Source organism: Mucilaginibacter gotjawali (assembly GCF_002355435.1).
Taxonomy (GTDB): Bacteria; Bacteroidota; Bacteroidia; order Sphingobacteriales; family Sphingobacteriaceae; genus Mucilaginibacter; species Mucilaginibacter gotjawali.
On record NZ_AP017313.1, the window covers coordinates 1,875,291 to 1,897,628 of the forward strand.

The window sequence follows — 22,338 nt, forward strand, 5'->3', positions numbered from 1 at the left end:
GTAATTTTATTACTTTTGCTGAAATGAACATTTTTAAAGTAAAGATTAATTTTGAAGCAAAAGGGTTGGAAAGTGTGGAAATCCCGATTGCTGAAGGTGAGTCGGTATTAGACGTCTGCCTGGAGAATGGCATCGAATTACAACATAACTGCGGCGGCGTATGCGGGTGCAGCACCTGCCAGGTGTATGTGAACAGGGGTATGGACAATATCCAGGAAATTTCAGATAAAGAAGAGGATTTTATTGACAGGGCTGTTAATCCGCGTATTAATTCGCGTTTGGGTTGCCAGTGCATTATCCTTGATGGCGATATAGAAGTAACGTTGCCTGACCAATCGCAGTTTTTAGGCCATTAACTATTAAAGGATTACACTGATTTTTGGGTGATTACACCGATTGATATAAGATTACACCGATTTGAAATGACAGAAAATAAATTCAGCTTACCTATACACTGGAACGATCATGAAGATATTGCCATTGAACTTTATGAAAAGTTTGGCGATGATTTTGATGAATCGAAAATATACCGTATCCGTTTTACCGACCTTTTGGAATGGGTGTTGTCGCTCCCTAATTTTGCGGGAACCCGTGAAGAATCTAACGAAGGGCACCTGGAGCAGATCCAGTCGGCCTGGGTTTACGAATGGCGGGATAACCAATAGGTTTAGTTGACAGCCTGCCTGCCGCAGGCAGGTTTTGAGTTGGCAGCTCGCAGCAAGAACAGTGCAAATAACCGGTAAAATCATAAAATAGTTACTTAAATTTGTGATATGGAAAGCATAGTTATCAACCCTAAAACAAAAGACGAAGCTAAACTTATTACCGACTTACTGGCTAAAATGAATATCGCCTCAAAAATTATTACGGAGGAAGAAAAAGAGGATATGGGTTTACTTGCCATGATGAAGGAAGTCGACAGGAGTGATAAAGTGTCTTACGAAGAAGTAATAAAAAAAACTTAGTTCGTAAAATGATAATTGAGTTTAACAGGCGATTTTTAAGAGACCTGGATAAAATTACAAGGGCTTCAGTAAAAAAAGATGTTTTGGACATCATTGACGAAGTTAAAATAGCAAATACCCTCTCTGAAATAAAAAATCTCAAAAACTTAAAGGGCATTCAGCCGCGTATCGGATTAGAAGTGGCGATTATAGAATCGGGCTTTTTATTGAAAATAATACTGTCGAATTTGCCCGGGTTGCTGACCGGAAGGATATTTATAAAGTATTTCCGTAATATCAACATGGTTCAATATAAAATTTAATCGACCTGGAAAATGGAATCATTCTTACATAAATTAAAAGATATAACGACCTTTATTTTTGACGTTGATGGCGTGTTAACCGATGGCTCTGTTTTTATTTCAGAAGATGGTATCCAAAGCCGGGCCTTCAACATCAAAGATGGTTATGCGCTGCAGCTTGCAGTAAAATGCGGCTATAATGTTTGTACCGTTTCGGGCAGCCGATCAAAAAGCGCTGTTTACCGGCTGAACAGCCTTGGTATTAAGGATGTTTATATGGGAATCCATACCAAAGTTGAAAAAATAAAGCTTTACCTGGAGGAAAAACATCTGAGTGCCGAAAAGGTAATTTATATGGGCGATGACATCCCCGACCTGGAAGCGATGAAACTTGCAGGACTACCGGTTTGTCCCGCAGATGCTGCCGAAGAGATAAAAGCGATCAGCAAATATATTTCGCCACTACCAGGTGGCAGGGGCTGCGCCCGTGATATTATTGAAAAGGTATTGAAGATCCAGGGCAAATGGATGACCGAAGAGGCGTATAGCTGGTAATTGGTTCATTTGTTCACTGGTTCATTAGTTTATTTGTAATTGCGTTTGGCGTATTTAACGGTAAAATGGTGTTCGGATTTCTTTTTCAAATAAAAGACACTTCAATAATAGCACGTAGGGTATCAAACTAGCTACCAATGAACTAATGAACGATTGAACTAATGAACCATAAAATAATTCTCGCATCAAAATCCCCCCGCAGGCAGGAACTTTTAAAGCTGATGGATATTAATTTCCACGTAGTGTTGAAGGAAGTGGATGAATCCTATCCTGAACAACTAAGTCCGGAAGAAATTGCCGTTTATATCGCTGAAAAAAAGGCAAAAGCCTTTGACGAAACGGTTACCGACGAGATTGTTTTAACAGCCGATACCATTGTTTGTGTAAATAACCAAATATTGGGCAAGCCCGAAAATGAAGCGCATGCAATTGAAATGCTGCAAACGTTATCCGGCAGGATGCACCAGGTAATAACAGGTGTTTGCTTGCTTTACCAGCACCGGTATCATAGTTTTTATGACGTTTCGGAAGTGTTCTTTGCAGAACTTTCAGACGAGGAGATCGTTAGCTATGTTAACGAATACAAGCCCTTTGATAAGGCCGGTTCCTACGGCATCCAGGAACGTATAGGGCTGATTGGCATTGAAAGAATAAATGGTTCCTATACCAATGTGGTTGGTTTGCCAACAGAAAAACTGTATAGGGAATTGATGAAACTGTAGAGGCGCAAAATGCAGGGGTGCAAAATGTGGGGGTGCAAAATGTGGGGGCGCAAAATGTGGGGGCGCAAAATTTTGCGCCCCTACATTTACATTTTTATCGTATTATTCTTCCTGTTGATATCCGGCAACGCGGCGTCCGGATCAACCGTCACACTTTCAGCTGCTGTTGTTGTTGGGATCACAAAAGTTATCGCTTTATCCTGCTGCCAGGTTTCCACCGGTAGTTGCATACGCTTTTTGCTGCCATCCTTTAATTTTACTTCTATAGCAAACGGCATAGCCATGGCGTCTTTATTGGCCACCGTCACCCTTATACCTTGTGTCGGATCGTTATTTACATATTTGGCGTCAACCAGGGCCAGATCAAGCGAGTAGTTATTGTAAAACCATCCTTTCCAAAACCAGCCCAGGTCTTCACCTGCGCCATTTTCTATCGACCTGAAAAAGTCATCCGGCTGCGGATGTTTGAAGGCCCAGTTACTGATGTAATTTTTGAATGCATAATCAAAACGATCTTTTCCCAGGATCTGCTCGCGAAGCAAAACCAGGCCAAAGGCCGGCTTAAAGTAGGCAATAGGGTGACGGTATTTTTCGGAGATAGCATCGGCAGCAGTCATAATTGAAGGTGCGTTTGGATCGGCAATGATCGGTACAATCTCATCTGCCGGGTTGCCCTTACCCGGTGCATATTCGCCGTCCCGTTTTGGCGCATATTCGCCATGATTAAATTCGTCGGCTGCATAAATATCAATAAAAGTATTAAATCCTTCATCCATCCAGGCAAAACGGCGCTCGTTACTGCCAACGATCATCGGGAACCAGTTATGGCCGATCTCGTGCGCGGTAACCCAATACAGCTCGCCGCCTTTATCGCCGATACCGTCAAATACAATTCCGGGATACTCCATGCCGCCCGCTATCCCGGCTTCATTAACGGCAACGGGGTAAGGGTAAACGAACCATTTTTCGGAGAAATACTCAATAGATTTTTTAAGATATTCGGTTGCTCTTCCCCAGGCATCGTTGCCTGCACTTTCAACCGGGTAAACCGACATGGCAAGGGATTTTTTGCCGCCGGGTAAATTTACTTTTGCCGCATCCCACATATAAGCTTTTGAAGCGCCAAAAGCAACGTCGCGGGTGTTGGTCATTTTAAAGTGCCAGGTTAATGTGCCATTATTTTTTGGTCGTGATGCCGGGCTGGTTACTTCTTCCGCGCTGCGGATCATGATCGTTTTATCGCTGTTTTGTGCTTCATTAAGCCTTGCCATTTGTTTGGCTGTAAGCACTTCTTTTGGATTGAGCAATTCTCCTGAGCCCGCTACGATCATATCAGATGGAACGGTAATGCTATAATCAATATCACCATATTCAAGATAAAATTCACCGGCGCCTAAAAAAGGCAGGGTATCCCAGCCCCGGCTGTCGTCATAAACACACATCCTCGGGAACCATTGCGCAATTTCATAGATCTTGCCATTTTTGGTGTCAAAGAAGTCGTTTCTGCCGCCAAAATTACCCGGAATGGTATATTTATAATGAATGATCAGATCGATGGCGCCGCCATTAGGTAATATTGGTTTGGCAAGGCGCAATTGCATCCGGGTGTCATTGATGATAAATGGAACAGTCTTCTGCACATCCCCATTATTGATTACCACCGACTCTATATCATATCCACCTGTGTGCTGGTTTGGCGCGGGGGAGAATGCAGTCGCAAAGTTTGAACGGGCATCTTTTTTATAGGTGTTCTGGTCCAGCTGAACCCATAAATATTGCAGGGCATCCGGGCTGTTATTGGTATAATGGATTTTTTCGGTGGCGGTTAAAGTTTTAGCAGTAGTGTCAATCGCGGCGCTTATGGTGTAATACACCCGGTTTTGCCAGTATTTTGGACCCGGAGCGCCATTGGCTGAATGAAACTCGTTTCCTTTTTCAGCATAGAATTGAGGAGAAAACAGCGCCGAAGGCTCATAGTTTGATGAAATGGTATCGTTGGGGTTTGCGGCGCGCTTTCTTCGCTGCGCATTGGCAGAAATTACAACAAGTAAAATCATTCCAAGGCTTATAAATTTCAATTTCATAAGGTAAATATATAATAAGAGATCATACAATCCGCAGTATCGGTTTTCATTTTTGCTATATAAAGCAATTGTATTGTTTTTTTTACTAAAAAAAATACCTGTGCTTTATGGAAACGGACTGATAAAAGCATCATTATGCCAAAACCTGTAAATTATGATAGCTATTACGAACATCAGTATCCCGGAGCCCTGCCAGCAATCATGGCAGCAAATGGAAGACCGCGATGCCGGACGCCACTGCACACACTGCAGCAAAACCGTAGTTGATTTTACAAAAATGAGCGGCGACGAAATTTTAGCCTACCTGTCGGCAACCAAAAATGTGTGCGGTCGTTTTAATGAACCCCAGTTAGTTGCAGTAAACCAACAAACCTGTCAGGAAGAATTGCCGGTTAATTATGGCTGGAAGAAATGGATACTTGCCATAGGAATGTTAGGTTCTGCTGCGTTTTTTAAAGCCGCAGCGCAAACAAAACCACCGGTTGGGCAAACCACCGAACAGGGTGAATATAGCAAGCCACCGCAAAATCGCATCATCGGGAAGGTTTATATGCCTGATTCAGCGAGAGGCCAGGTTATCAAAGGCCGGATATTGGATGAAACCAATATGCCGCTTCCCGGCGCTTCCGTAAGAATTTTGCCCGGTAATACCGTGGCGGTTACTGATGTTAATGGCGATTTTACTTTAAGAACTTCGCCGGGTGTGACAAAACTTTCGGTAAGTTACATAGGATATGTTAGCAAAGAGCTGGTAGTTGATAATAGTGTAAATGCGGTTTGCGAGGTTAAACTTCAGCTCAGCCCGGCAATTATGGGCGACATTGTTATCGTGAAGACGCCGTTTTTTAAAAGAATGTATTACAAATTTGTCAGGAGGCCGGTACGTAAATTATTCAGGTAAAAGCGTATCCATGCATGGCTATTAAATTTTATTTGGTTTAATATGCCTGTTGGTTGTTTGGTGTGGATAATGCTTGCTATATTTCTGAAAAATTTAGCATTGCATTTCCCTGTAAACATTCCTGTTGGTAAATCTTATATCCCTGTCCACTTTGTGTGCGAAACACTGGCTTATTTTATAGGTTACAGGTACTATGTTTATTTAAGAAAGCATACACAGGACCCGATCAGTGCTGAACATCGCCTCATCATATTTATTGGCGCCGCCTTTGGCGCGTTGATAGGGTCGCACCTGGTAGGTGTGTTGGAAAATCCGCGATTGTTGCCCCGTTTTAACCTGGTTTACCTGATGGGTAATAAAACCATCGTTGGCGGGATGCTGGGCGGTTTGATTGGCGTTGAACTGACGAAGAAAAAGATTGGGGTAAAGGTTTCTTCGGGCGATATGATGGTTTATCCGCTGATTCTGGCTATGATCATAGGGCGTACCGGCTGTTTTTTGGCGGGACTGGAAGACGGCACTTTTGGTGTGCCATCAAACCTGCCATGGGCCATTAACTTTGGCGACGGGATCCGCAGGCATCCCACTAATTTGTACGAGATCTTATTCTGGATAGTATTGTGGCTTTCGCTTAACATCATCGAAAAGTATAAGCATTTTACCGATGGCTCAAGGTTTAAAATTTTTTTATCCAGCTACCTCATTTTTCGCTTTTTGGTTGAATTTATTAAACCCGACTACTTTTTTAGTTTCGGTCTTTCGGTAATTCAATTAGTTTGTATTGCCGGTATTGTGTATTATTATAAAGTTTTTCTTTATCCTTCAAAACTGATAAAACCAGATGCCTGAACGCCCGTATATTTATTATGATTTCACCCTAAGTATTTGTTCAACCTGTTTAAGAAGGGTTGACGCAAAAATTGTTTTTGAGGACGATAAGGTGTTTATGCTGAAAACCTGCCGGCATCACGGCTTCGAAAAAGTTTTGATAGCTACCGATATCGAATACTATAAAAACTGCCGCAATTATGCCAAGCGCAGCGAGATGCCTTTGAAATTCAACTCAAAAACGCATTATGGCTGCCCTTACGATTGTGGTTTATGCCAGGATCATGAGCAGCATTCGTGCCTTACCGTTTTGGAAGTTACCGACCGCTGTAATTTAAGCTGCCCGACCTGTTATGCCATGTCGTCGCCTACTTATGGCAGGCACCGTAGCCTTGCCGAAATTGAGCAGATGCTGGACGTTATTGTTGAAAATGAGGGGCAACCGGATGTGGTGCAGATCAGCGGGGGAGAGCCTACCGTGCATCCGCAGTTTTTTGAGATCCTGGACATCGCCAAAACAAAACCTATCAGGCATTTAATGCTCAATACCAATGGCATCAGGATTGCCAAAGACGAAAATTTTGTAAAACGGCTGGCCACCTATATGCCCGATTTTGAGATCTACCTGCAATTTGATTCTTTTAAAAAGGAAGCGCTTGAACTGTTAAGGGGCGAGGACCTGCGTGAAGTAAGGATAAAAGCGCTGGAAAACCTGAATAAGTATAATTTATCTACCACGCTGGTGGTTACCCTGCAAAAAGGGTTGAATACCGATGAAATAGGCAAGATCATTGAATATGCCCTAAAGCAGCCCTGTGTACGCGGCGTAACTTTTCAGCCAACCCAACAGGCCGGGCGACTGGAAAACTTTAACCCGGCGACGGATAGGTACACGCTGACGGAGGTGCGATCGGCAATATTGGCGCAAACCGATATTTTTAATGAACACGACCTGATCCCGGTACCCTGTAACCCGGATGCGCTGGTGATGGGTTATGCCTTAAAGCTTGGTGGGCAGGTGTTCCCCTTAACCCGGATGATCAACCCGGACGACCTGCTGGATAACTCAAAAAATACCATTGTTTATGAGCAGGATGAGCAACTGAAAATGCATTTGCTGAATATGTTCAGCACCGGCAATTCCGTAGAGACGGCAAAAGAACATTTGAAGTCTATTATGTGCTGCCTGCCGGAGATTGACGCCCCAAATTTGGGATATGATAACCTTTTCAGGGTGATTATTATGCAGTTTATTGATGCGCAGAATTTTGACGTAAGGGCGATCAAGAAATCGTGCGTGCATATTGTGAATAAGGACATGCAGATCATCCCGTTTGAAACCATGAACATTTTTTACCGGGATGATAAAGTGGAGTACTTAAACCAATTGCGAAACGAGATTGTGGTATGATGGAAAACAAAGATGAGCGTGATCCAAAAAAATCTTCGAAACTTGACCTGTTTGAAAAAAGGAAGCAATCGTCACGTAACCTGGCTATTGTTGGTTTTAATATCCTGGGTTTAGCTTTTTACACGGTCATTTACAAATTGTCAGCTAACGAAGCAAATTTGGTTATCGATGCATTTTTAATAGTTTTCCATGTGCTTTTTTGCCTGGGAATGGCCCTGGTGAGTAAAAGGGCCGGAATGTGGGTATTGAGTGCGGTCCTGGTGCTGATAATTGGTTTTTCAACATGCTCGTACATAAGTAACAGTATTACTTTACCAGTCCATCGGCACCAGTGAAAATTGATTTTATATTTGGCAACTTTAAGAATCAGGCTTTTAAAAATTTTAATAATGGCAGATCAAAACATATGGGATCCCAATCCTCGGCCTGAAGAAAAACAACCGGGCAATAAGCCAATGGGCAATATGGCCATAGTAGCCTATAACCTGCTTGCCCTGGCTTTTTATACTATTGTATTTAAGCTGCTTGCCAGCCAGGGCGGATTTCTTTTTGATGCATTTGTGTTATTGGGGCATTTTATTGTTTGTTTTGTGATGGCCATCAGCAGTAAAAGCTGGATGTGGGTTTTAAGCGGTGTTTTAGTAGTTGCCATCGGGTTTTCAACCTGTGTTATGGTTATAGGCATGGGGTAAATAAAAAGCAAGTTTATGGAGGAAAAGAAAAAGAAGGATAACACTATGTTGATCGTATTAATAAATATAGTAGTATTGATCATCTACACGATAGTTTTAAAATCCTTAATGAAGGGTGATTATGATATTTTAGCCCTCTTTGCAGTCATTGGCACTCATTTTGTAATTTGCATTATCACTTCAATATTCTATAAAACCAAGGCTTTTCTGTTAAGTGCTGCAATTATTTTCCTTGTTGGCTTCTCAACCTGTGTATACGTATTTAACCGTTAACCCATCATCGCTGCCAGCACCCCTTCTTTCAAGGAATGGGTAGTCATCATTACTTTGCTGATCTTTAATTTCTCTAAAATAAATCGCGCCAATATAGACGCGGTTACAATCATGTCCTTCCGGACAGGGATGATGCCTGGGTTTTCTATTCTTTCCTGGTGAGTGGAAAGTACAACCTGCTCAATCAACGCTAAAAGCTCATCCATATTAAATTCATAGGATTTAATTGTTTTCAGATCAAAGGCATGCCCTTTTGCTGTTTCGATTAAACCGGTATAACTCTCAAAGGAGCCGGAGGAGCCAACAAGCGTATGTACAGGGAATTTCTTCACCGCTTCAAAAAGGCTTTGCAATTGATCCTGCAGATACAGGTTTAATGCGGTTATGGATTCGGGTGGTATCGGATCAGTCCGGTGAAATTTATCCATCAGGCGGGCAGCACCTATTTCAAAGCTTTGTTTCCAATAGACGGTACTATCATCACAAATAATAAACTCCACGCTGCCACCGCCGATATCAACTATAATGCTGCGTTGTTTGGTTAAACACCCGCTGGCTTTAACGCCTTTGTAAATAAAGGCCGCTTCCTGGTCGCCATTAATAATTTCGATACCTATGCCTGTTTTTTCTTTTACCTGCCGGATAAAATCCCCGCCGTTGGCCGCGCTGCGTAATGCCGAGGTGGCAATTGCCCTTACCTGCTGAACGTTGTTGTTTTTAATCAGTCCGCCAAACCGCTCCATAGTTTTTATGCCACGCTCAAATGCAGCAGGTACGATGGACCCTTTATTAATGCCGCCTTCGCCCAGTTTTACCGCTTCTTCTTCATGCACAATTTCATTAAACCCCAAAGTACCAGCCTCTGCTATCAACAAGTGAAAAGTATTTGTGCCGAGATCCATCACGGCGTAGCGGTTATTCATACAGCTAAAATAAACAATCCCCTAAATTGTTTAGAATTTAGGGGATAATAGTTCATTTGTCTTTTTTCTTTTCCCCCTTTAGGGGGCCAGGGGGTTATTCTTTGTAAAAAAACCATTTTACAAGTTCTTTATAGCTTGCCTTTTTACCGTACATTAAAATGCCGACACGATAGATCCGCGCGGCCACATAGGTGGTAAAAATAAAGGTTACCACCATTAACGACATGGATATGGCCAGTTGCCAGCCCGGCACGCCAAACGGGATCCTCACCATCATGGCTACCGGGGCTGTAAAAGGGATCATTGACAGCCATACCGCTAAGGGGCTATCGGGCGCCCGGAACAATATCGATACCGATAAAATATAGGTAAATAATAAAGGCAGGGTAACCGGGAACATAAATTGCTGCGTTTCGGTCTCACTGTCCACTGCCGAACCAACCGCTGCAAACAAAGCGCTATACAGAAGGTATCCGGTAAGAAAATAAAACAGGAAATAAAATAACAGGCTGCCAAAATGAATGGTTTGCAATGCAGCTAACGCCTGCATCATTCCACCTTGCGGCGATGATAACGCATGCCCAACGATTTTGGTCGAAACTATCGACAATACTATCCAGGCTGCAAATTGGGTTAATCCAACCAAACCAACACCGATAATTTTGCCCAGCATAAGCTGAAACGGCTTTACGGAGGATATGACCACTTCGATGATGCGACTTGTTTTTTCTTCAATAACACCCCGCATTACCTGGGCGCCGTATATAAACAAGCATAAATAAATTAATACCGCGCAAGCAATACCAACGGCAATATCGGCGCCCTGGCTGGTTTTATTAGTGCCACTATTGGTTATTTCCATCGGATTAAGCGAGATGTCGCTTTTGATGGAATGCAGCAGGGATGTGTCGATATGGTTTTTAAGCATGCCATTGTTTATCGCAATGGCATTCATTTCCTCTTCAATTTTCGAAGTGAGGGTAATGCCGGGCTTTTTTTGAGAATATATTTTAACCGCGTCTTTTGTGGTATAGTCAGTTGGTATTACCAACGCTGAAAGGTGTTCGTCTTTGTTGAGCGCTGGTTTCAAATCATCAACAGACTGTTCAGTCATCTCAAATCTCAGGTTTTTTTGGTTTTTAAATTTTCCGCTGAATTGCCCTGTTTTGTCCAGTACTTTAACAATTTGTGGCGCACTCAGGTTGTCACTGTCCTTCGCGATCAGGGTGATTATGGCGCCCATTGCTAAAATGAGTAATGGCACCACAAATATCATGATGATAAATGCCTTTTTCCGTACGCGGGTAACATATTCCCTTTGAATGATTAATAATACTTTATCCATGGCTCAGGCGATTTTGTTTACGTTTTCAATAAATATTTCGTTCATACTCGGTACCAACTCCTGCAGCATATTGACGCGTGCCCTGGGAATAATATATTGCAACACATCGTTGGAGGAGTTAGCGCCGGCAAGTTTAATTTTAAGCGTGTGGGTGTCATCATCTGAGGCCATTTCTTCAACGAGGTCAAATGGCTGTTTTCCGTCAAAAATTATCCTTTCGCCGCTATATTCAACCAGGTAGGTGCCGTTACGATAGGAGTTGCGGATCCCCTTAACGGAGCCATCTAATATTTTACGCGATTTATGAATGAGTGCTATGGAATCACAAAGTTCTTCTACAGATTCCATCCGGTGTGTGGAAAACAGGATGGTTGCACCCTTGCGGTTTAGTTCCAGGATCTCATCCTTGATGATTTCCGCGTTTACCGGGTCGAAACCGCTGAAGGGCTCATCCAGGATGATCAGGTCCGGCTCATGCAATACGGTAGCCACAAACTGTGCCTTTTGCTGCATTCCTTTGGAGAGCTCCTCTATCTTCATTTTCCACCAGGTTTCCATGCCCAGTTTTTGAAACCATACTTTTAATCTTTTGATAGCTTCATCGCGGCTCAGTCCCTTTAGCCGCGCCAGGTAGATCATTTGCTCGCCGATCTCCATTTTTTTATAAAGCCCGCGTTCTTCGGGCAAATAACCCATGCGGTCGATATGGGATTGATCGAGTTTTTCGCCGTTAAAATAAATTTCGCCTGAATCCGGCGCGGTAATTTGGGTGATGATGCGGATAAGCGAAGTTTTACCGGCGCCGTTTGGCCCAAGCAGGCCAAAGATCTGCCCGCTTTTAACTTCTAAACTTACATCGCTTAAAGCCGTATGCCCGGCGTATTGTTTTACAATATTGCGAATGCTTAACATAAGTGGTGTTGGTTGCTTTAACAGGTTTTGATTTAGATGATCAGGGTGGCTTAAAGTTACGAAATTAGTTGAATTGGTTGAATGGTTGATTAGGTTGGATTGAGTTGATTAGGTTGAATGAGTTGGATTAAGTTAGATTGGGTTGATTAAGTTGATTTATATGCAATTTTCGTTGTACCTTGATGAACCAATCAAAAAACCATGTTTTACAAATACCTTGTTTTTCTTTTTGCCTTTTTTATTGCTACGAATGTATCCGCACAGAAAGAGGTCAAACCCGTCAATATTATTTTAGACAGCGATATGGGTCCCGACTATGATGACGTGGGCGCCATCACCATTTTGCATGCCCTGGCGGATAAGGGCGAGGCAAAAATACTGGCAACTATGGCCAGCACCAAATATGATGGCGTGGCCGGGGTGTTAGACGCGTTCAATACTTATTTTAAACGGCCGGGCATACCGGTTGGTGTACCTAAAGGCTATGCTTTAACCCTGCGCGACGGGCAGCACTGGACAGATACTGTACTGGCGAAGTATCCGCACAAAATAAAAACCAATGACGATGCCAGGGATGCCGTAAAGCTTTACCGCAAAATATTGGCCGCCCAGCCTGACCATAGCGTTACCATTGTAACCATAGGTTTTTTAACCAACCTGTCGAATTTATTAAATACAAAGCCTGACGGATATTCAAAATTATCCGGAAGCGAACTGGTAAAAAAGAAAGTAAAATTACTGGTATGCATGGCAGGCAAATATCCTTCGGGTTATGAGTTTAATGTGATGCAGGATGCCAAAGCATCTCAAAATGTTTATACCCATTGGGATACCCCAATCATCCTGAGCGGTTTTGAGATAGGAGAGAAGATAAAGGTGGGGTTACCCCTTATCCACAATTCAGCTATTAAAAACGACCCGGTAAAAGATGTATTCCGCATTTCCATCCCTTTGGCTAAAGAAGATTCCGTTGGCCGCATGAGCTGGGATGAAACCGCTGTACTGGTAGCGATTAAAGGCTATTCAAAATGGTACACTTTACACAAAGGAAGGATAATCGTTGCTGATGACGGCAAAAATACCTGGGATGATAACGGAGCGGGGCAAGCTTATTTGGTGGAAAAAGTTGATTATCATGTGGTGCAGGGTTTGATTAATCAATTGATACAGCATGTGCCGGGGGGAACTAGTAATTCATTCGGTCGTTAGCAACTTTAATTGCACAAGATATTGAGAAAATAGAAGACGAAGAATGTTGTATCAAATGTTATGAAAAAAATTACCTATGGAGTAACGATTTACGGAATATTATCGGAAAGTTCAAAAAAGATAGTTTACAAGGGGCTTGAAAGAAATGCTAATGAAAGCCTATCGCTTAATTTATTTTGTTCATATTCGGAATTTCAAATCCCAATAGGGGCAACATTTAATTATTTCGAAAAAGGAGATTTGAAGCTTTATTTAAATCCTGAGGCGATCTTAGTCGATGTTACACAGCAATTTGGTAAACCATTTCCCGCCATACCAACGGGTTGGAAAACAATCTCAAAGTTTACGTTCTCTGAAAAGGACATAATTATTTTAAAAAACGAACTGCCAGTTATAGATTCATGGGAACTTTCCGATTGTAAAGCGAATTTATCGAAGTTTGAATGATTAAATAACTTAAAAAGCCCGAAATCCTAAAATTCCGGGCTTTAAATATTCTAATATTCAATTTTTCGTCTTTCGGACTTTACTGACTTTCCCGACTTTCGGACTTCAATCTACTCAAAATATTCCTTCATCCGCTCAAAAAATGATTTCTCATTTTTACCGGGGTTGGGTTTAAAGTTGGGCGAGTTTTGCAGTTTCTCCAATACCTCGCGCTCTTCGCGGCTTACTGCTTTTGGCGTCCAGATGTTGATATGAACCAGCTGGTCGCCGCGATGGTAGGAGTTAACTTCGGGCACGCCTTTGCTTTTCAGGCGCAGTATTTTACCGCCCTGGGTGCCGGGGTCTATTTTTATTTTTACTTTTCCGTCGATGGTCGGCACTTCAACGCTGGTGCCTAAGGTAGCATCCACAAAGTTGATGTGCAGGTCATAGATCACATTGTTCCCATCGCGTTTCAAGGTTTCATGAGGGATCTCTTCAATCAGGATGATCAAATCGCCAGGCATGCCGCCACGGGGTGCTGCGTTGCCTTTGCCGCTCATGCTCAATTGCATGCCTTCGCTTACACCGGCCGGGATATTGATGCTGATCGTTTCTTCGCCGCGAACCACGCCGTCACCATGACACACCGTACATTTTGACAGTATAGTTGAACCTTCGCCGTTACAGGTAGGGCAGGTGCTGGTAGTTTGCATCTGGCCCAATATGGTATTGGTTACCCTGCGTACCGCGCCTGAGCCACCGCAGGTTTTACAGGTTTGGAAAGATGATTTATCCTTTGCTCCGGTACCTTCGCATGTTTTACAAACTATCTGCTTGTTAACTTTTATCTTCTTTTCGGCGCCGTTGGCAATTTCTTCCAGTGTTAGCCTTACTTTAATACGCAGGTTGCTGCCGCGGGCCACCCTGCGGCCTCCCTGGCTGCCGCCTTGCCGGCCACCGCCAAAAAATCCTTCGAACGGGCTGCCGCCGCCGAATATATCGCCAAACTGGCTGAATATGTCATCCATATTCATGCCTGCACCGCCGCCATATCCGCCACCATTGGCCGAATGTGCGTTAGCCGCATGACCAAACTGGTCGTACCGCTGGCGTTTTTCGGGATTACTTAATACTTCGTATGCTTCAGCAGCTTCCTTAAACTTTTCTTCAGCGGCTTTATCGCCCTGGTTTTTATCAGGGTGAAATTTAATGGCCATCTTCCGGTAAGCTTTCTTTATCTCGTCAGCATCTGCCCCCTTCGCTACACCCAGCACATCGTAGTAATCTCTTTTAGACATATTTTAATTATTGATTTATTGAATTAGTGATTTAGTGAATTTTATAAAGGTGAATTACCGGGTTATTGAATCGCATTTTTTGAAAATTAAGGCCATTCAATAATTCAGTAATTCTCTAAATCACTAATTAATTTCCTACTATTACTTTTGCGAAACGAACCACCTTATCATTCAGGTAATAACCCTTTTCCATCTCGTCAATCACTTTGCCTTTCCATTCTTCGGTAGGGGCAGGGATATTGGTGATGGCTTCGTGCAATTCAGGGTCGAAAGGATTTCCGATGGATTCCATGGGTTTTAACCCTTTCTGCGTAAGCGTGTTCTTTAATTTATTCTGTATCAGGTTAACCCCTTCCTTAACAGGGGCAACATCTGCCGCGTTTTCCATTGATCGCAAAGCACGGTCGAAATCATCCAGTACAGGCAGAAGCGATACGATCACATCTTTGCCTTCCATTTTCCTGGCCTCTTCGCGTTCTTTGATGGTACGCCTCCTGAAATTATCAAATTCAGCATATAAACGCAAATACCTGTCATTTGCTGTTGCCAGTTCTTCTTTTAAAACATCTGCCGCTGTTGGCATATTTTCAATTTCTTCTGTCTCGGGAATGACAGCCTGACCGTTTTCGTTATTTGCATCATTCAACCCTTCCGGATTTTCTATATCTTCTTTCTTTTTTTTCTTCAGCATATCATTAATATTCATAGCTCATAGTGCCAATCAAGTATCCTGCCATTCACCTAAAGGCGACATCGTGTCAGTACAATTGATTTTCAAGGGTAAATAATGACACTTTTTGAGGTCATTTGGTCATTGAGTCATTGTGTCATTAGGGAGTGGTACAACGGCGATTGCACCTTAATAAATCCGAAATGGAAAATTCCTGCCTGCGGCGGGCAGGCGAATTCCGAAATCAAACTATCTTGGCGTCTTCCAGCACTTTCCCGTTTTCGCATTTAATAATTCGCGAAGGGAAGGTGCGGATGATGTGGTAATCGTGTGTAGCAACAATAACGGCAGTGCCTGACTGGCTGATCTGTTTCAGCAGCAGCACAATTTCTTCAGAAGTATCAGGGTCAAGGTTACCTGTTGGTTCATCAGCAAGGATGATCTCGGGGTCATTAAGCAGGGCGCGGGCAATTACCACCCGCTGCTGCTCGCCGCCTGAAAGCTCATGCGGCATTTTTTTTAATTTGGAACGGAGGCCTACTTTTTCAAGCACATCAAGGGCCTTATCCGCAATTAGTTTTTTATCGGTCCAGCCTGTGGCACGCATCACAAATTGAAGGTTATCCTCAACAGAGCGGTCCGTTAATAACTGGAAATCCTGGAAAACGATACCCAGTTTGCGGCGAAGGAAAGGGATATCTTTTGATTTGATATGATTAAGATCGTACCCGCAGGCGATGCCGTCGCCAGTGGATATCGCAAGGTCGCCATAAATAACTTTCAATAAACTACTTTTCCCGGAACCTGTTTGCCCGATCAGCCAAACAAAATCACCTTTGTCTATGTGAAGATTAACATTATTTAGCACCAGGTTCTTTTGCTGGTAAATGTCTATACCTCTAAGGTTTATAATAGTGTTTGTGGTCATACTGAAGTTCATTAGTTCATTTGTTCAATGGTTCATTGGTCTTGTCTGGTTGGCTTAGCGAAGAATAGCCGCTACCTACCAATGAACAAATGAACCAGTGAACCAATGATAAGTTCAAAGTTCTAATTTAAGGATCTGCCCGAAAGGCAGGTCCTTAATAATATTCATTATATATTCTGTTTTATCATGCAGGCCCACTTTATCAAGTGATTTATCCGGCCTGTCGACCCTGAAATACGCCAGCAGCGTAAATTTATCATCCCGCAGCTGTACATAATCGGGTATCTTGGCAACGCCTTTTACTTTTATGATATGATAGTTCATTTGTTCATTAGTTCAATGGTTCATTGGTGAACAGTTTATTACCTGTCTTTCGGCTCACTATGTTATCAGTTTGATTATTGTGCCAGCGCATAGGTATCAAAACAGACCAATAAACTAATGAACCAGTGAACCAATGAACTATAAAGCCAAAACTTCCTTCACCCGTTCCGCTGCTTCTTTAAGCAATATGGCCGAGTAAACTTTTAAGCCTGAATTATCAATCAGTTGTTTTGCTTCAACAGCATTTGTTCCCTGTAAACGAACGATGATGGGTACCGGGATATTGCCTATTTCGTGGTAAGCATCAATAACACCCTGTGCCACACGGTCGCAACGTACAATACCACCGAAGATATTGATCAGGATGGCTTTTACGTGCGGGTCCTTTAAAATGATATTGAAGGCAGCCTTTACGGTTTGTGCATTGGCGGTTCCGCCTACGTCCAAAAAGTTGGCGGGCTCGCCGCCGGCAAGTTTTATAATATCCATGGTAGCCATGGCTAAACCTGCACCGTTAACCATACAGCCAACGTTACCGTCAAGCTTCACATAGTTAAGGTTTGATTTTCCGGCCTCAACTTCCATCGGGTCTTCTTCATCGGTATCGCGCATTGCGGCATAATCCGGGTGGCGGAACAAGGCATTTTCATCCAGGTTCACTTTGGCGTCAACCGCCAGTATTTTATTGTCGGATGTTTTTAAAACCGGGTTGATTTCAAATTGTGATGAATCAGTAGCGTCATAAGCCTTATATAAGGCAGTGATGAATTTCACCATTTCCTTAAACGCATCGCCCGAAAGACCAAGATTAAAAGCAATTTTACGTGCCTGGAAGCCTTGCAGGCCAACTTTAGGATCAATTTCTTCCTTATGGATCAGCTCGGGGGTTGAGTGTGCAACCTCTTCAATATCCATTCCGCCTTCGGTTGAATACATGATAATGTTGCGGCCTTTTGCCCTGTCGAGCAATACGCTGATATAAAATTCTTTGGTGGCACTTTCACCGGGGTAATAAACATCCTGGGCAACCAATACTTTTCTTACTAACTTACCTTCGGGCCCGGTTTGGGGAGTAACCAGCTGCATGCCCAAAATGGCGCCTGCTTTTTCTTTAACTTCCTCTAAATTTTTGGCTAATTTAACGCCACCGCCTTTACCGCGGCCACCGGCATGGATCTGGGCTTTTACAACTACCCAGTCTGAACCGTAATCTTCTTTCATTTTTTTTGCAGCTTCAGTAGCCTGTTCAACAGTATCGGCAACAATGCCTTCCTGAACCCTAACGCCAAAGCTTTTTAATATGGCTTTACCCTGATATTCGTGAATGTTCATGTCTTTTGAAGAATTTGCCGTAAAGCTACATTTTTGTTTTTAGAGATTAGAGGTTTGAGATTAGATGAATTTGAAAATTTGGCAATTTGATGATTTGAAAATGAAAAAAGTTTACTTTATCAAGCTAAAAAATCAACTAATCTCCAATCTCTGATCACTAATCTCTACATTTGCCCATGCTCAAAGCCAAAAATATCCATAAAGCATACGGACAGCTCGAAATATTGAAAGGTGTTGACCTTGAGGTGAAAAAAGGCGAGATTGTTACAATAGTAGGCGCCTCAGGCGCGGGGAAGAGCACCTTGCTCAATATATTAGGTACTTTAGACAGGCCCGATATGGGCAAGCTTTTTATTGATGGCATTGAAGTAAGCGGGTTGAATAACAAAAATTTAAGCGCGTTCCGCAACCAGCGGATCGGGTTTATATTTCAGTTTCATCATTTGCTGGATGAGTTTGATGCAATCGAGAATGTGTGTATCCCGGCTTTTATTGCGGGAACGTCGAAGCCGGATGCAGAAAAAAGAGCGGTTGAGTTGCTGAAACTGCTTGGCCTTGGCGAAAGATTAAATCATAAACCCAATGAACTATCGGGCGGCGAGCAGCAAAGGGTAGCTGTTGCCCGGGCACTGATCAATAATCCGGCTATAATTTTTGCCGACGAACCGTCAGGTAACCTTGACTCGACCAACGCGCTGGAGTTACACCAGTTGTTTATAAAGTTACGTACTGATTTTAACCAGACGTTTGTAATTGTTACCCACAACCAGGACCTGGCCGATTTGTCGGACCGTACGGTGATGATGAAGGACGGATTGATCGTAAGTTAATGAGCCTCATCCCGGCCCTCTCCAAAGGAGAGGGAGGCAAAAAGGAGATTGCCAACAAATGAAATATTTCTACAATGATTGACTTTCAGAAATGTATACTTTAATTACTGCGGCAACATCGGCACAGGCCTATAAACTTAAAAACAGTTTAAATTCTGAAAATGTCATTTTGGGCGATTATCTGGAGTTGCCAGCGCTTATGCTGAAGAATGCTAATATGATTAAACTGCCCAACCCGGCATCTGACTCGTATGCACATGAAATGTTAACTTTATGCCTGGATAAAAACATAAGTACACTGTATGTATTAACTGAAATTGAGAAAGTGAATTTGAAGCCGTCGGAAACTTTGTTTAATGAATATGGGATCGCTATAGTCGATGGACCATAGTCCATGGTCCATAGCTGGAAAGGTAAAATTAAGGCAAAATACTAAAACTAAAATAACCATGGACCATGGTCTATGGACTATCGACCAAATAAATGAAGCTACACACCATAGATACCGGTTTTTTTAAATTAGACGGCGGCGCCATGTTTGGCGTGGTGCCAAAAACAATATGGAACCGCACTAACCCGGCTGACGAAAACAACCTTTGTACCTGGGCCATGCGCTGTTTGCTGGTGGAGGACGAAGGCAGGCTGATCCTGATAGATACGGGTATCGGCAATAAACAGGATGAACGGTTTTTTAGTCATTATTATTTGCATGGTGACGCCAGCCTGGATAGTTCACTTGCGAAATCGGGCTTTCACCGCGATGATATAACGGATGTTTTTTTAACCCATTTGCATTTTGACCATGTTGGCGGGGCTGTTGTGCGGGAGGGCGACAAACTGGCACCGGCTTTTAAAAATGCCACCTATTGGAGCAATGAACAACACTGGGAATGGGCCGTTAACCCAAATGAAAGGGAAAAAGCATCGTTTTTGAAAGAAAATATTTTACCTATACAGGAGAGCGGGCAATTGAAGTTTATCCCTGCAGAAGACGGGTTTAAATTTACGGACAATATCAGCATAAAATTTGCTTACGGGCACACCGATGCGATGATGCTGCCTTTGATCAACTACAAAGGGCATTCCGTATTATACATGGCAGACCTGCTGCCATCAGTGGGGCATATTCCGTTGCCATACGTAATGGCTTATGATATGTTCCCCCTGAAAACTTTGCGCGAAAAAAAACTTTTTTTAACGGAGGCTATTGAAAAACGATATATTTTGTATCTTGAACACGACCCCGTAAACGAATGTTGTACATTACATCAAACCGAAAAAGGCATTAGGCTAAAGGAAACTTTTAACCTGAAAGAAATTTAAACAGGGGTTAATTTTTACCACAAAAACCGTGCAATAACACACATAAAATCAGCAAAATGTAAATATTTTTTTATGTAAAGATTAGTTAAAAAATCTTGCAACAATTTCCTACCTTTGCACGTTCATTTCTAAAATAAAAATCGAGGCTAATAAAATAAATGAGACAACTCAAAATAACCCAATCAATTACCAATCGTGAGTCGCAATCTCTTGATAAGTATTTACACGAAATTGGTAAAGTTGACCTGATCACAGCCGAAGAAGAAGTAATATTAGCTCAAAAAATCAGGGAAGGTGATCAGGCAGCGTTAGAGCGTTTGACCAAAACCAACCTTCGTTTCGTGGTTTCAGTAGCTAAACAATATCAAAACCAGGGCTTAACCCTTGGCGACTTAATAAACGAGGGTAACCTTGGCCTGATAAAAGCTGCAAAGCGTTTTGACGAAACAAAAGGCTTTAAATTCATTTCATACGCCGTATGGTGGATCCGCCAGTCAATATTGCAGGCTATTGCCGAGCAATCGCGCATAGTGCGTTTACCATTGAACCAGGTAGGCTCATTAAGCAAGATCAGCAAAGCATTTTCGAAATTGGAGCAGGAATATGAGCGCGAACCTTCACCTGAAGAGTTGGCGGATATGCTGGAAACTACGGTTGATAAAATCTCCGACACGTTAAGCAATTCAGGGCGCCATGTATCTATGGATGCGCCGTTTGTGCAGGGCGAAGAAAATACGCTGCTGGATGTATTGGAAAACCAGGAACCCAATACCGATTCGATACTGATTAATGAATCATTGTCTGAAGAGATCAAACGTTCCCTTTCAACCCTTACCGAACGCGAGCGCGAAATTATCGTATTGTTCTTCGGTTTAGGCACCAATCATCCGCTTTCCCTGGAAGAGATCGGCGAGAAATTTAATCTTACCCGCGAGCGTGTAAGGCAGATAAAAGATAAGGCATTGCAAAGGCTTCGCCATACTTCAAGAAGCAAGATCCTGAAATCATATTTAGGATAATAAAAATGGAATTAATAAAAGCCATCAGTGTAAACTGGTGGCTTTTTTAGTTTATACGGGTTTCATACAATAATCAGGGGGAAATGCTGTTTGATAGGTTGTCGCAATTATTATTGAAAACTTTATCCTTCATTACTTTCCAGTTTTACAAAATACTGCTGCTGTTTAATATCGCCTGCACATTGCTGGCTATTGCGGTTGTTTGGTACGGCTTTGGGCATATAGATGCCTTCATTCTTTTTATAGCAAAAATATTTGGATTCGCCGGCGCGGTTATGCTGCACCAGTACAGTGCAAAAGAGACTTACTACTATTTCCGCAACGCTGGCTATCGAATGAGATCGGTGGTTCTTATGGCTCTCCTGGCGGATGCACTGCTTTATTCCCTTTCAGTTTTCCTGTTTAACCTCATTACTTATGCAGCCGGACATTTTAAAAGTTGATAGTGTGCAGCTATCATTTAATGACAGGAAAATTTTGCAGGATGTGTTTCTTCAATGCAGGCGGGGCGAAATTGTGGGGCTGCTGGGTCGCAATGGCTCGGGTAAATCATCATTACTAAAGATAATTTTTGGTTCGCTCATCCCTTCCTATAAATACGTAAGTATCAACGACGAATACATTTATAGCGGTTACGCCGATGGGCGGATCGCTTATTTGCCCCAGCATAATTACCTGCCCCATGGCATTAAGATCAGCGCGTTAGCCAGAACGATGATCGACAAACTGTTTTGGGAAGAATTTGCCGATCAGCAAATCTATCAAAAACATCACCATAAAACAGTGGGGCAACTATCAGGCGGAGAGTTAAGAATGCTGGAAACCTTAATGATCATCTACAATAAAGCAGATTTTATATTGCTCGACGAACCATTTACCCATATTTCGCCGGTACAAACTGAATACTTTAAGCCGGTAATAAAGGCCTGCGCCAAAAGAAAAGGCATCATCATCACCGACCATCAATATTACAATGTGCTGGACGTAAGTGACAAACTTATTGTTTTGGAAAATGGCTGTACCAAACCAATTAATCATGTTGATGAATTAATTACTTACCATTATATTAGCGGTATAAAATAAG

At 42.6% G+C, this 22,338-nt stretch carries 27 protein-coding genes and 1 pseudogene; 19 read left to right on the forward strand and 9 right to left on the reverse strand.

The window, feature by feature from the left end; all coding sequences use genetic code 11:
• Positions 1 to 23: 23 nt before the first annotated feature.
• From MgSA37_RS08700 to MgSA37_RS08725, 6 genes are all read left to right on the forward strand, one after another.
• Positions 24 to 356 carry a 2Fe-2S iron-sulfur cluster-binding protein gene (locus MgSA37_RS08700; RefSeq protein ID WP_096351263.1) on the forward strand — a complete coding sequence of 111 codons (333 nt, stop codon included), beginning with the start codon at positions 24 to 26 and terminating at the stop codon, positions 354 to 356.
• 66 nt (positions 357 to 422) lie between these two features.
• The gene (iscX, locus tag MgSA37_RS08705; RefSeq protein WP_096351264.1) at positions 423 to 665 is read left to right on the forward strand and encodes a Fe-S cluster assembly protein IscX; all 243 of its coding nucleotides are present in this window, start codon (positions 423 to 425) and stop codon (positions 663 to 665) included.
• Between the two features lie 108 nt (positions 666 to 773).
• The gene (locus tag MgSA37_RS08710) at positions 774 to 965 is read left to right on the forward strand and encodes a hypothetical protein (RefSeq protein WP_096351266.1); all 192 of its coding nucleotides are present in this window, start codon (positions 774 to 776) and stop codon (positions 963 to 965) included.
• Positions 966 to 973: 8 nt separating this feature from the next.
• Complete coding sequence (locus tag MgSA37_RS08715) at positions 974 to 1,267, forward strand: hypothetical protein (protein ID WP_096351267.1); 294 nt, start codon at positions 974 to 976, stop codon at positions 1,265 to 1,267.
• Positions 1,268 to 1,279: 12 nt separating this feature from the next.
• Positions 1,280 to 1,801: a KdsC family phosphatase gene (locus MgSA37_RS08720; protein ID WP_096351269.1), complete on the forward strand. Its 522-nt coding sequence runs from the start codon at positions 1,280 to 1,282 to the stop codon at positions 1,799 to 1,801.
• A gap of 161 nt (positions 1,802 to 1,962) precedes the next feature.
• Entirely contained in the window at positions 1,963 to 2,523 is a 561-nt protein-coding gene (locus MgSA37_RS08725) for a Maf family nucleotide pyrophosphatase (protein ID WP_096351270.1), read from the forward strand.
• A gap of 86 nt (positions 2,524 to 2,609) precedes the next feature.
• Here the strand turns inward: MgSA37_RS08725 and MgSA37_RS08730 are convergent, their stop codons facing one another.
• On the reverse strand, positions 2,610 to 4,607 hold the full coding sequence (locus MgSA37_RS08730) for a M1 family metallopeptidase (RefSeq protein WP_096351272.1): 1,998 nt from the start codon (positions 4,605 to 4,607) through the stop codon (positions 2,610 to 2,612).
• A 154-nt stretch (positions 4,608 to 4,761) separates the two neighbouring features.
• Here MgSA37_RS08730 and MgSA37_RS08735 point away from each other — a divergent pair, with 154 nt between their 5' ends.
• The 5 genes from MgSA37_RS08735 to MgSA37_RS08755 all read left to right on the forward strand — a co-directional run bounded on the left by MgSA37_RS08735 (position 4,762) and on the right by MgSA37_RS08755 (position 8,439).
• Positions 4,762 to 5,508 carry a carboxypeptidase-like regulatory domain-containing protein gene (locus MgSA37_RS08735; RefSeq protein ID WP_096351273.1) on the forward strand — a complete coding sequence of 249 codons (747 nt, stop codon included), beginning with the start codon at positions 4,762 to 4,764 and terminating at the stop codon, positions 5,506 to 5,508.
• Positions 5,509 to 5,577: 69 nt separating this feature from the next.
• Positions 5,578 to 6,357, forward strand: a complete 780-nt coding sequence (locus MgSA37_RS08740) for a prolipoprotein diacylglyceryl transferase (RefSeq protein ID WP_096351275.1) — start codon at positions 5,578 to 5,580, stop codon at positions 6,355 to 6,357.
• Entirely contained in the window at positions 6,350 to 7,747 is a 1,398-nt protein-coding gene (locus MgSA37_RS08745) for a radical SAM protein (RefSeq protein ID WP_096351277.1), read from the forward strand. Before MgSA37_RS08740 ends, MgSA37_RS08745 begins: the two co-directional genes overlap by 8 nt.
• A complete protein-coding gene (locus MgSA37_RS08750; protein ID WP_096351279.1) occupies positions 7,744 to 8,082 on the forward strand; it encodes a hypothetical protein in 339 nt (112 codons plus the stop codon). The genes MgSA37_RS08745 and MgSA37_RS08750 overlap by 4 nt, the downstream gene beginning before the upstream one ends.
• 54 nt (positions 8,083 to 8,136) lie before the next feature.
• Entirely contained in the window at positions 8,137 to 8,439 is a 303-nt protein-coding gene (locus MgSA37_RS08755; RefSeq protein ID WP_157750499.1) for a hypothetical protein, read from the forward strand.
• Positions 8,440 to 8,708: 269 nt separating this feature from the next.
• Here MgSA37_RS08755 and MgSA37_RS08765 read toward each other — a convergent pair whose 3' ends face one another.
• The 3 genes from MgSA37_RS08765 to MgSA37_RS08775 form a co-directional block, all read right to left on the reverse strand.
• Positions 8,709 to 9,635, reverse strand: a complete 927-nt coding sequence (locus MgSA37_RS08765) for a Ppx/GppA phosphatase family protein (RefSeq protein ID WP_096351284.1) — start codon at positions 9,633 to 9,635, stop codon at positions 8,709 to 8,711.
• A gap of 94 nt (positions 9,636 to 9,729) precedes the next feature.
• On the reverse strand, positions 9,730 to 10,980 hold the full coding sequence (locus MgSA37_RS08770; RefSeq protein ID WP_096351286.1) for an ABC transporter permease: 1,251 nt from the start codon (positions 10,978 to 10,980) through the stop codon (positions 9,730 to 9,732).
• 3 nt (positions 10,981 to 10,983) lie between these two features.
• Positions 10,984 to 11,892, reverse strand: coding sequence for an ABC transporter ATP-binding protein (locus tag MgSA37_RS08775; RefSeq protein ID WP_096351287.1), 909 nt, complete (start codon positions 11,890 to 11,892; stop codon positions 10,984 to 10,986).
• Between the two features lie 201 nt (positions 11,893 to 12,093).
• Between MgSA37_RS08775 and MgSA37_RS08780 the strand changes: the two genes are divergently transcribed.
• Positions 12,094 to 13,101 (forward strand): nucleoside hydrolase, encoded by a 1,008-nt coding sequence (locus MgSA37_RS08780; protein WP_096351289.1) that lies wholly within the window; start codon positions 12,094 to 12,096, stop codon positions 13,099 to 13,101.
• Between the two features lie 60 nt (positions 13,102 to 13,161).
• The gene (locus MgSA37_RS08785; protein ID WP_096351290.1) at positions 13,162 to 13,548 is read left to right on the forward strand and encodes a hypothetical protein; all 387 of its coding nucleotides are present in this window, start codon (positions 13,162 to 13,164) and stop codon (positions 13,546 to 13,548) included.
• Between the two features lie 110 nt (positions 13,549 to 13,658).
• On the opposite strand, the gene dnaJ is transcribed toward MgSA37_RS08785, so the two are convergent.
• The 5 genes and pseudogenes from dnaJ to sucC form a co-directional block, all read right to left on the reverse strand.
• Positions 13,659 to 14,828, reverse strand: a complete 1,170-nt coding sequence (dnaJ, locus tag MgSA37_RS08790) for a molecular chaperone DnaJ (protein ID WP_096351292.1) — start codon at positions 14,826 to 14,828, stop codon at positions 13,659 to 13,661.
• 127 nt (positions 14,829 to 14,955) lie between these two features.
• Positions 14,956 to 15,519, reverse strand: a complete 564-nt coding sequence (locus MgSA37_RS08795) for a nucleotide exchange factor GrpE (protein ID WP_096357349.1) — start codon at positions 15,517 to 15,519, stop codon at positions 14,956 to 14,958.
• Between the two features lie 223 nt (positions 15,520 to 15,742).
• Positions 15,743 to 16,426, reverse strand: a complete 684-nt coding sequence (locus tag MgSA37_RS08800) for a cell division ATP-binding protein FtsE (protein WP_096351293.1) — start codon at positions 16,424 to 16,426, stop codon at positions 15,743 to 15,745.
• Between the two features lie 114 nt (positions 16,427 to 16,540).
• The gene (locus MgSA37_RS08805; RefSeq protein WP_096351295.1) at positions 16,541 to 16,750 is read right to left on the reverse strand and encodes a fructose-6-phosphate aldolase; all 210 of its coding nucleotides are present in this window, start codon (positions 16,748 to 16,750) and stop codon (positions 16,541 to 16,543) included.
• Between the two features lie 138 nt (positions 16,751 to 16,888).
• Positions 16,889 to 18,085: pseudogene (gene sucC / locus MgSA37_RS08810) on the reverse strand (ADP-forming succinate--CoA ligase subunit beta); the annotation flags it as partial.
• Between the two features lie 173 nt (positions 18,086 to 18,258).
• Between sucC and MgSA37_RS08815 the strand changes: the two are divergent.
• The 6 genes from MgSA37_RS08815 to MgSA37_RS08835 all read left to right on the forward strand — a co-directional run bounded on the left by MgSA37_RS08815 (position 18,259) and on the right by MgSA37_RS08835 (position 22,337).
• Positions 18,259 to 18,912: an ABC transporter ATP-binding protein gene (locus MgSA37_RS08815; protein ID WP_096351298.1), complete on the forward strand. Its 654-nt coding sequence runs from the start codon at positions 18,259 to 18,261 to the stop codon at positions 18,910 to 18,912.
• A 91-nt stretch (positions 18,913 to 19,003) separates the two neighbouring features.
• Positions 19,004 to 19,303 (forward strand): hypothetical protein, encoded by a 300-nt coding sequence (locus tag MgSA37_RS08820; RefSeq protein WP_096351300.1) that lies wholly within the window; start codon positions 19,004 to 19,006, stop codon positions 19,301 to 19,303.
• 92 nt (positions 19,304 to 19,395) lie between these two features.
• Positions 19,396 to 20,235 carry an MBL fold metallo-hydrolase gene (locus MgSA37_RS08825; RefSeq protein ID WP_096351301.1) on the forward strand — a complete coding sequence of 280 codons (840 nt, stop codon included), beginning with the start codon at positions 19,396 to 19,398 and terminating at the stop codon, positions 20,233 to 20,235.
• A gap of 158 nt (positions 20,236 to 20,393) precedes the next feature.
• On the forward strand, positions 20,394 to 21,254 hold the full coding sequence (locus MgSA37_RS08830) for a sigma-70 family RNA polymerase sigma factor (protein ID WP_094570678.1): 861 nt from the start codon (positions 20,394 to 20,396) through the stop codon (positions 21,252 to 21,254).
• A gap of 83 nt (positions 21,255 to 21,337) precedes the next feature.
• A complete protein-coding gene (locus tag MgSA37_RS28165) occupies positions 21,338 to 21,697 on the forward strand; it encodes a hypothetical protein (RefSeq protein WP_157750500.1) in 360 nt (119 codons plus the stop codon).
• Positions 21,672 to 22,337 carry an ATP-binding cassette domain-containing protein gene (locus MgSA37_RS08835; protein WP_157750501.1) on the forward strand — a complete coding sequence of 222 codons (666 nt, stop codon included), beginning with the start codon at positions 21,672 to 21,674 and terminating at the stop codon, positions 22,335 to 22,337. The genes MgSA37_RS28165 and MgSA37_RS08835 overlap by 26 nt, the downstream gene beginning before the upstream one ends.
• Position 22,338 lies beyond the last annotated feature (1 nt).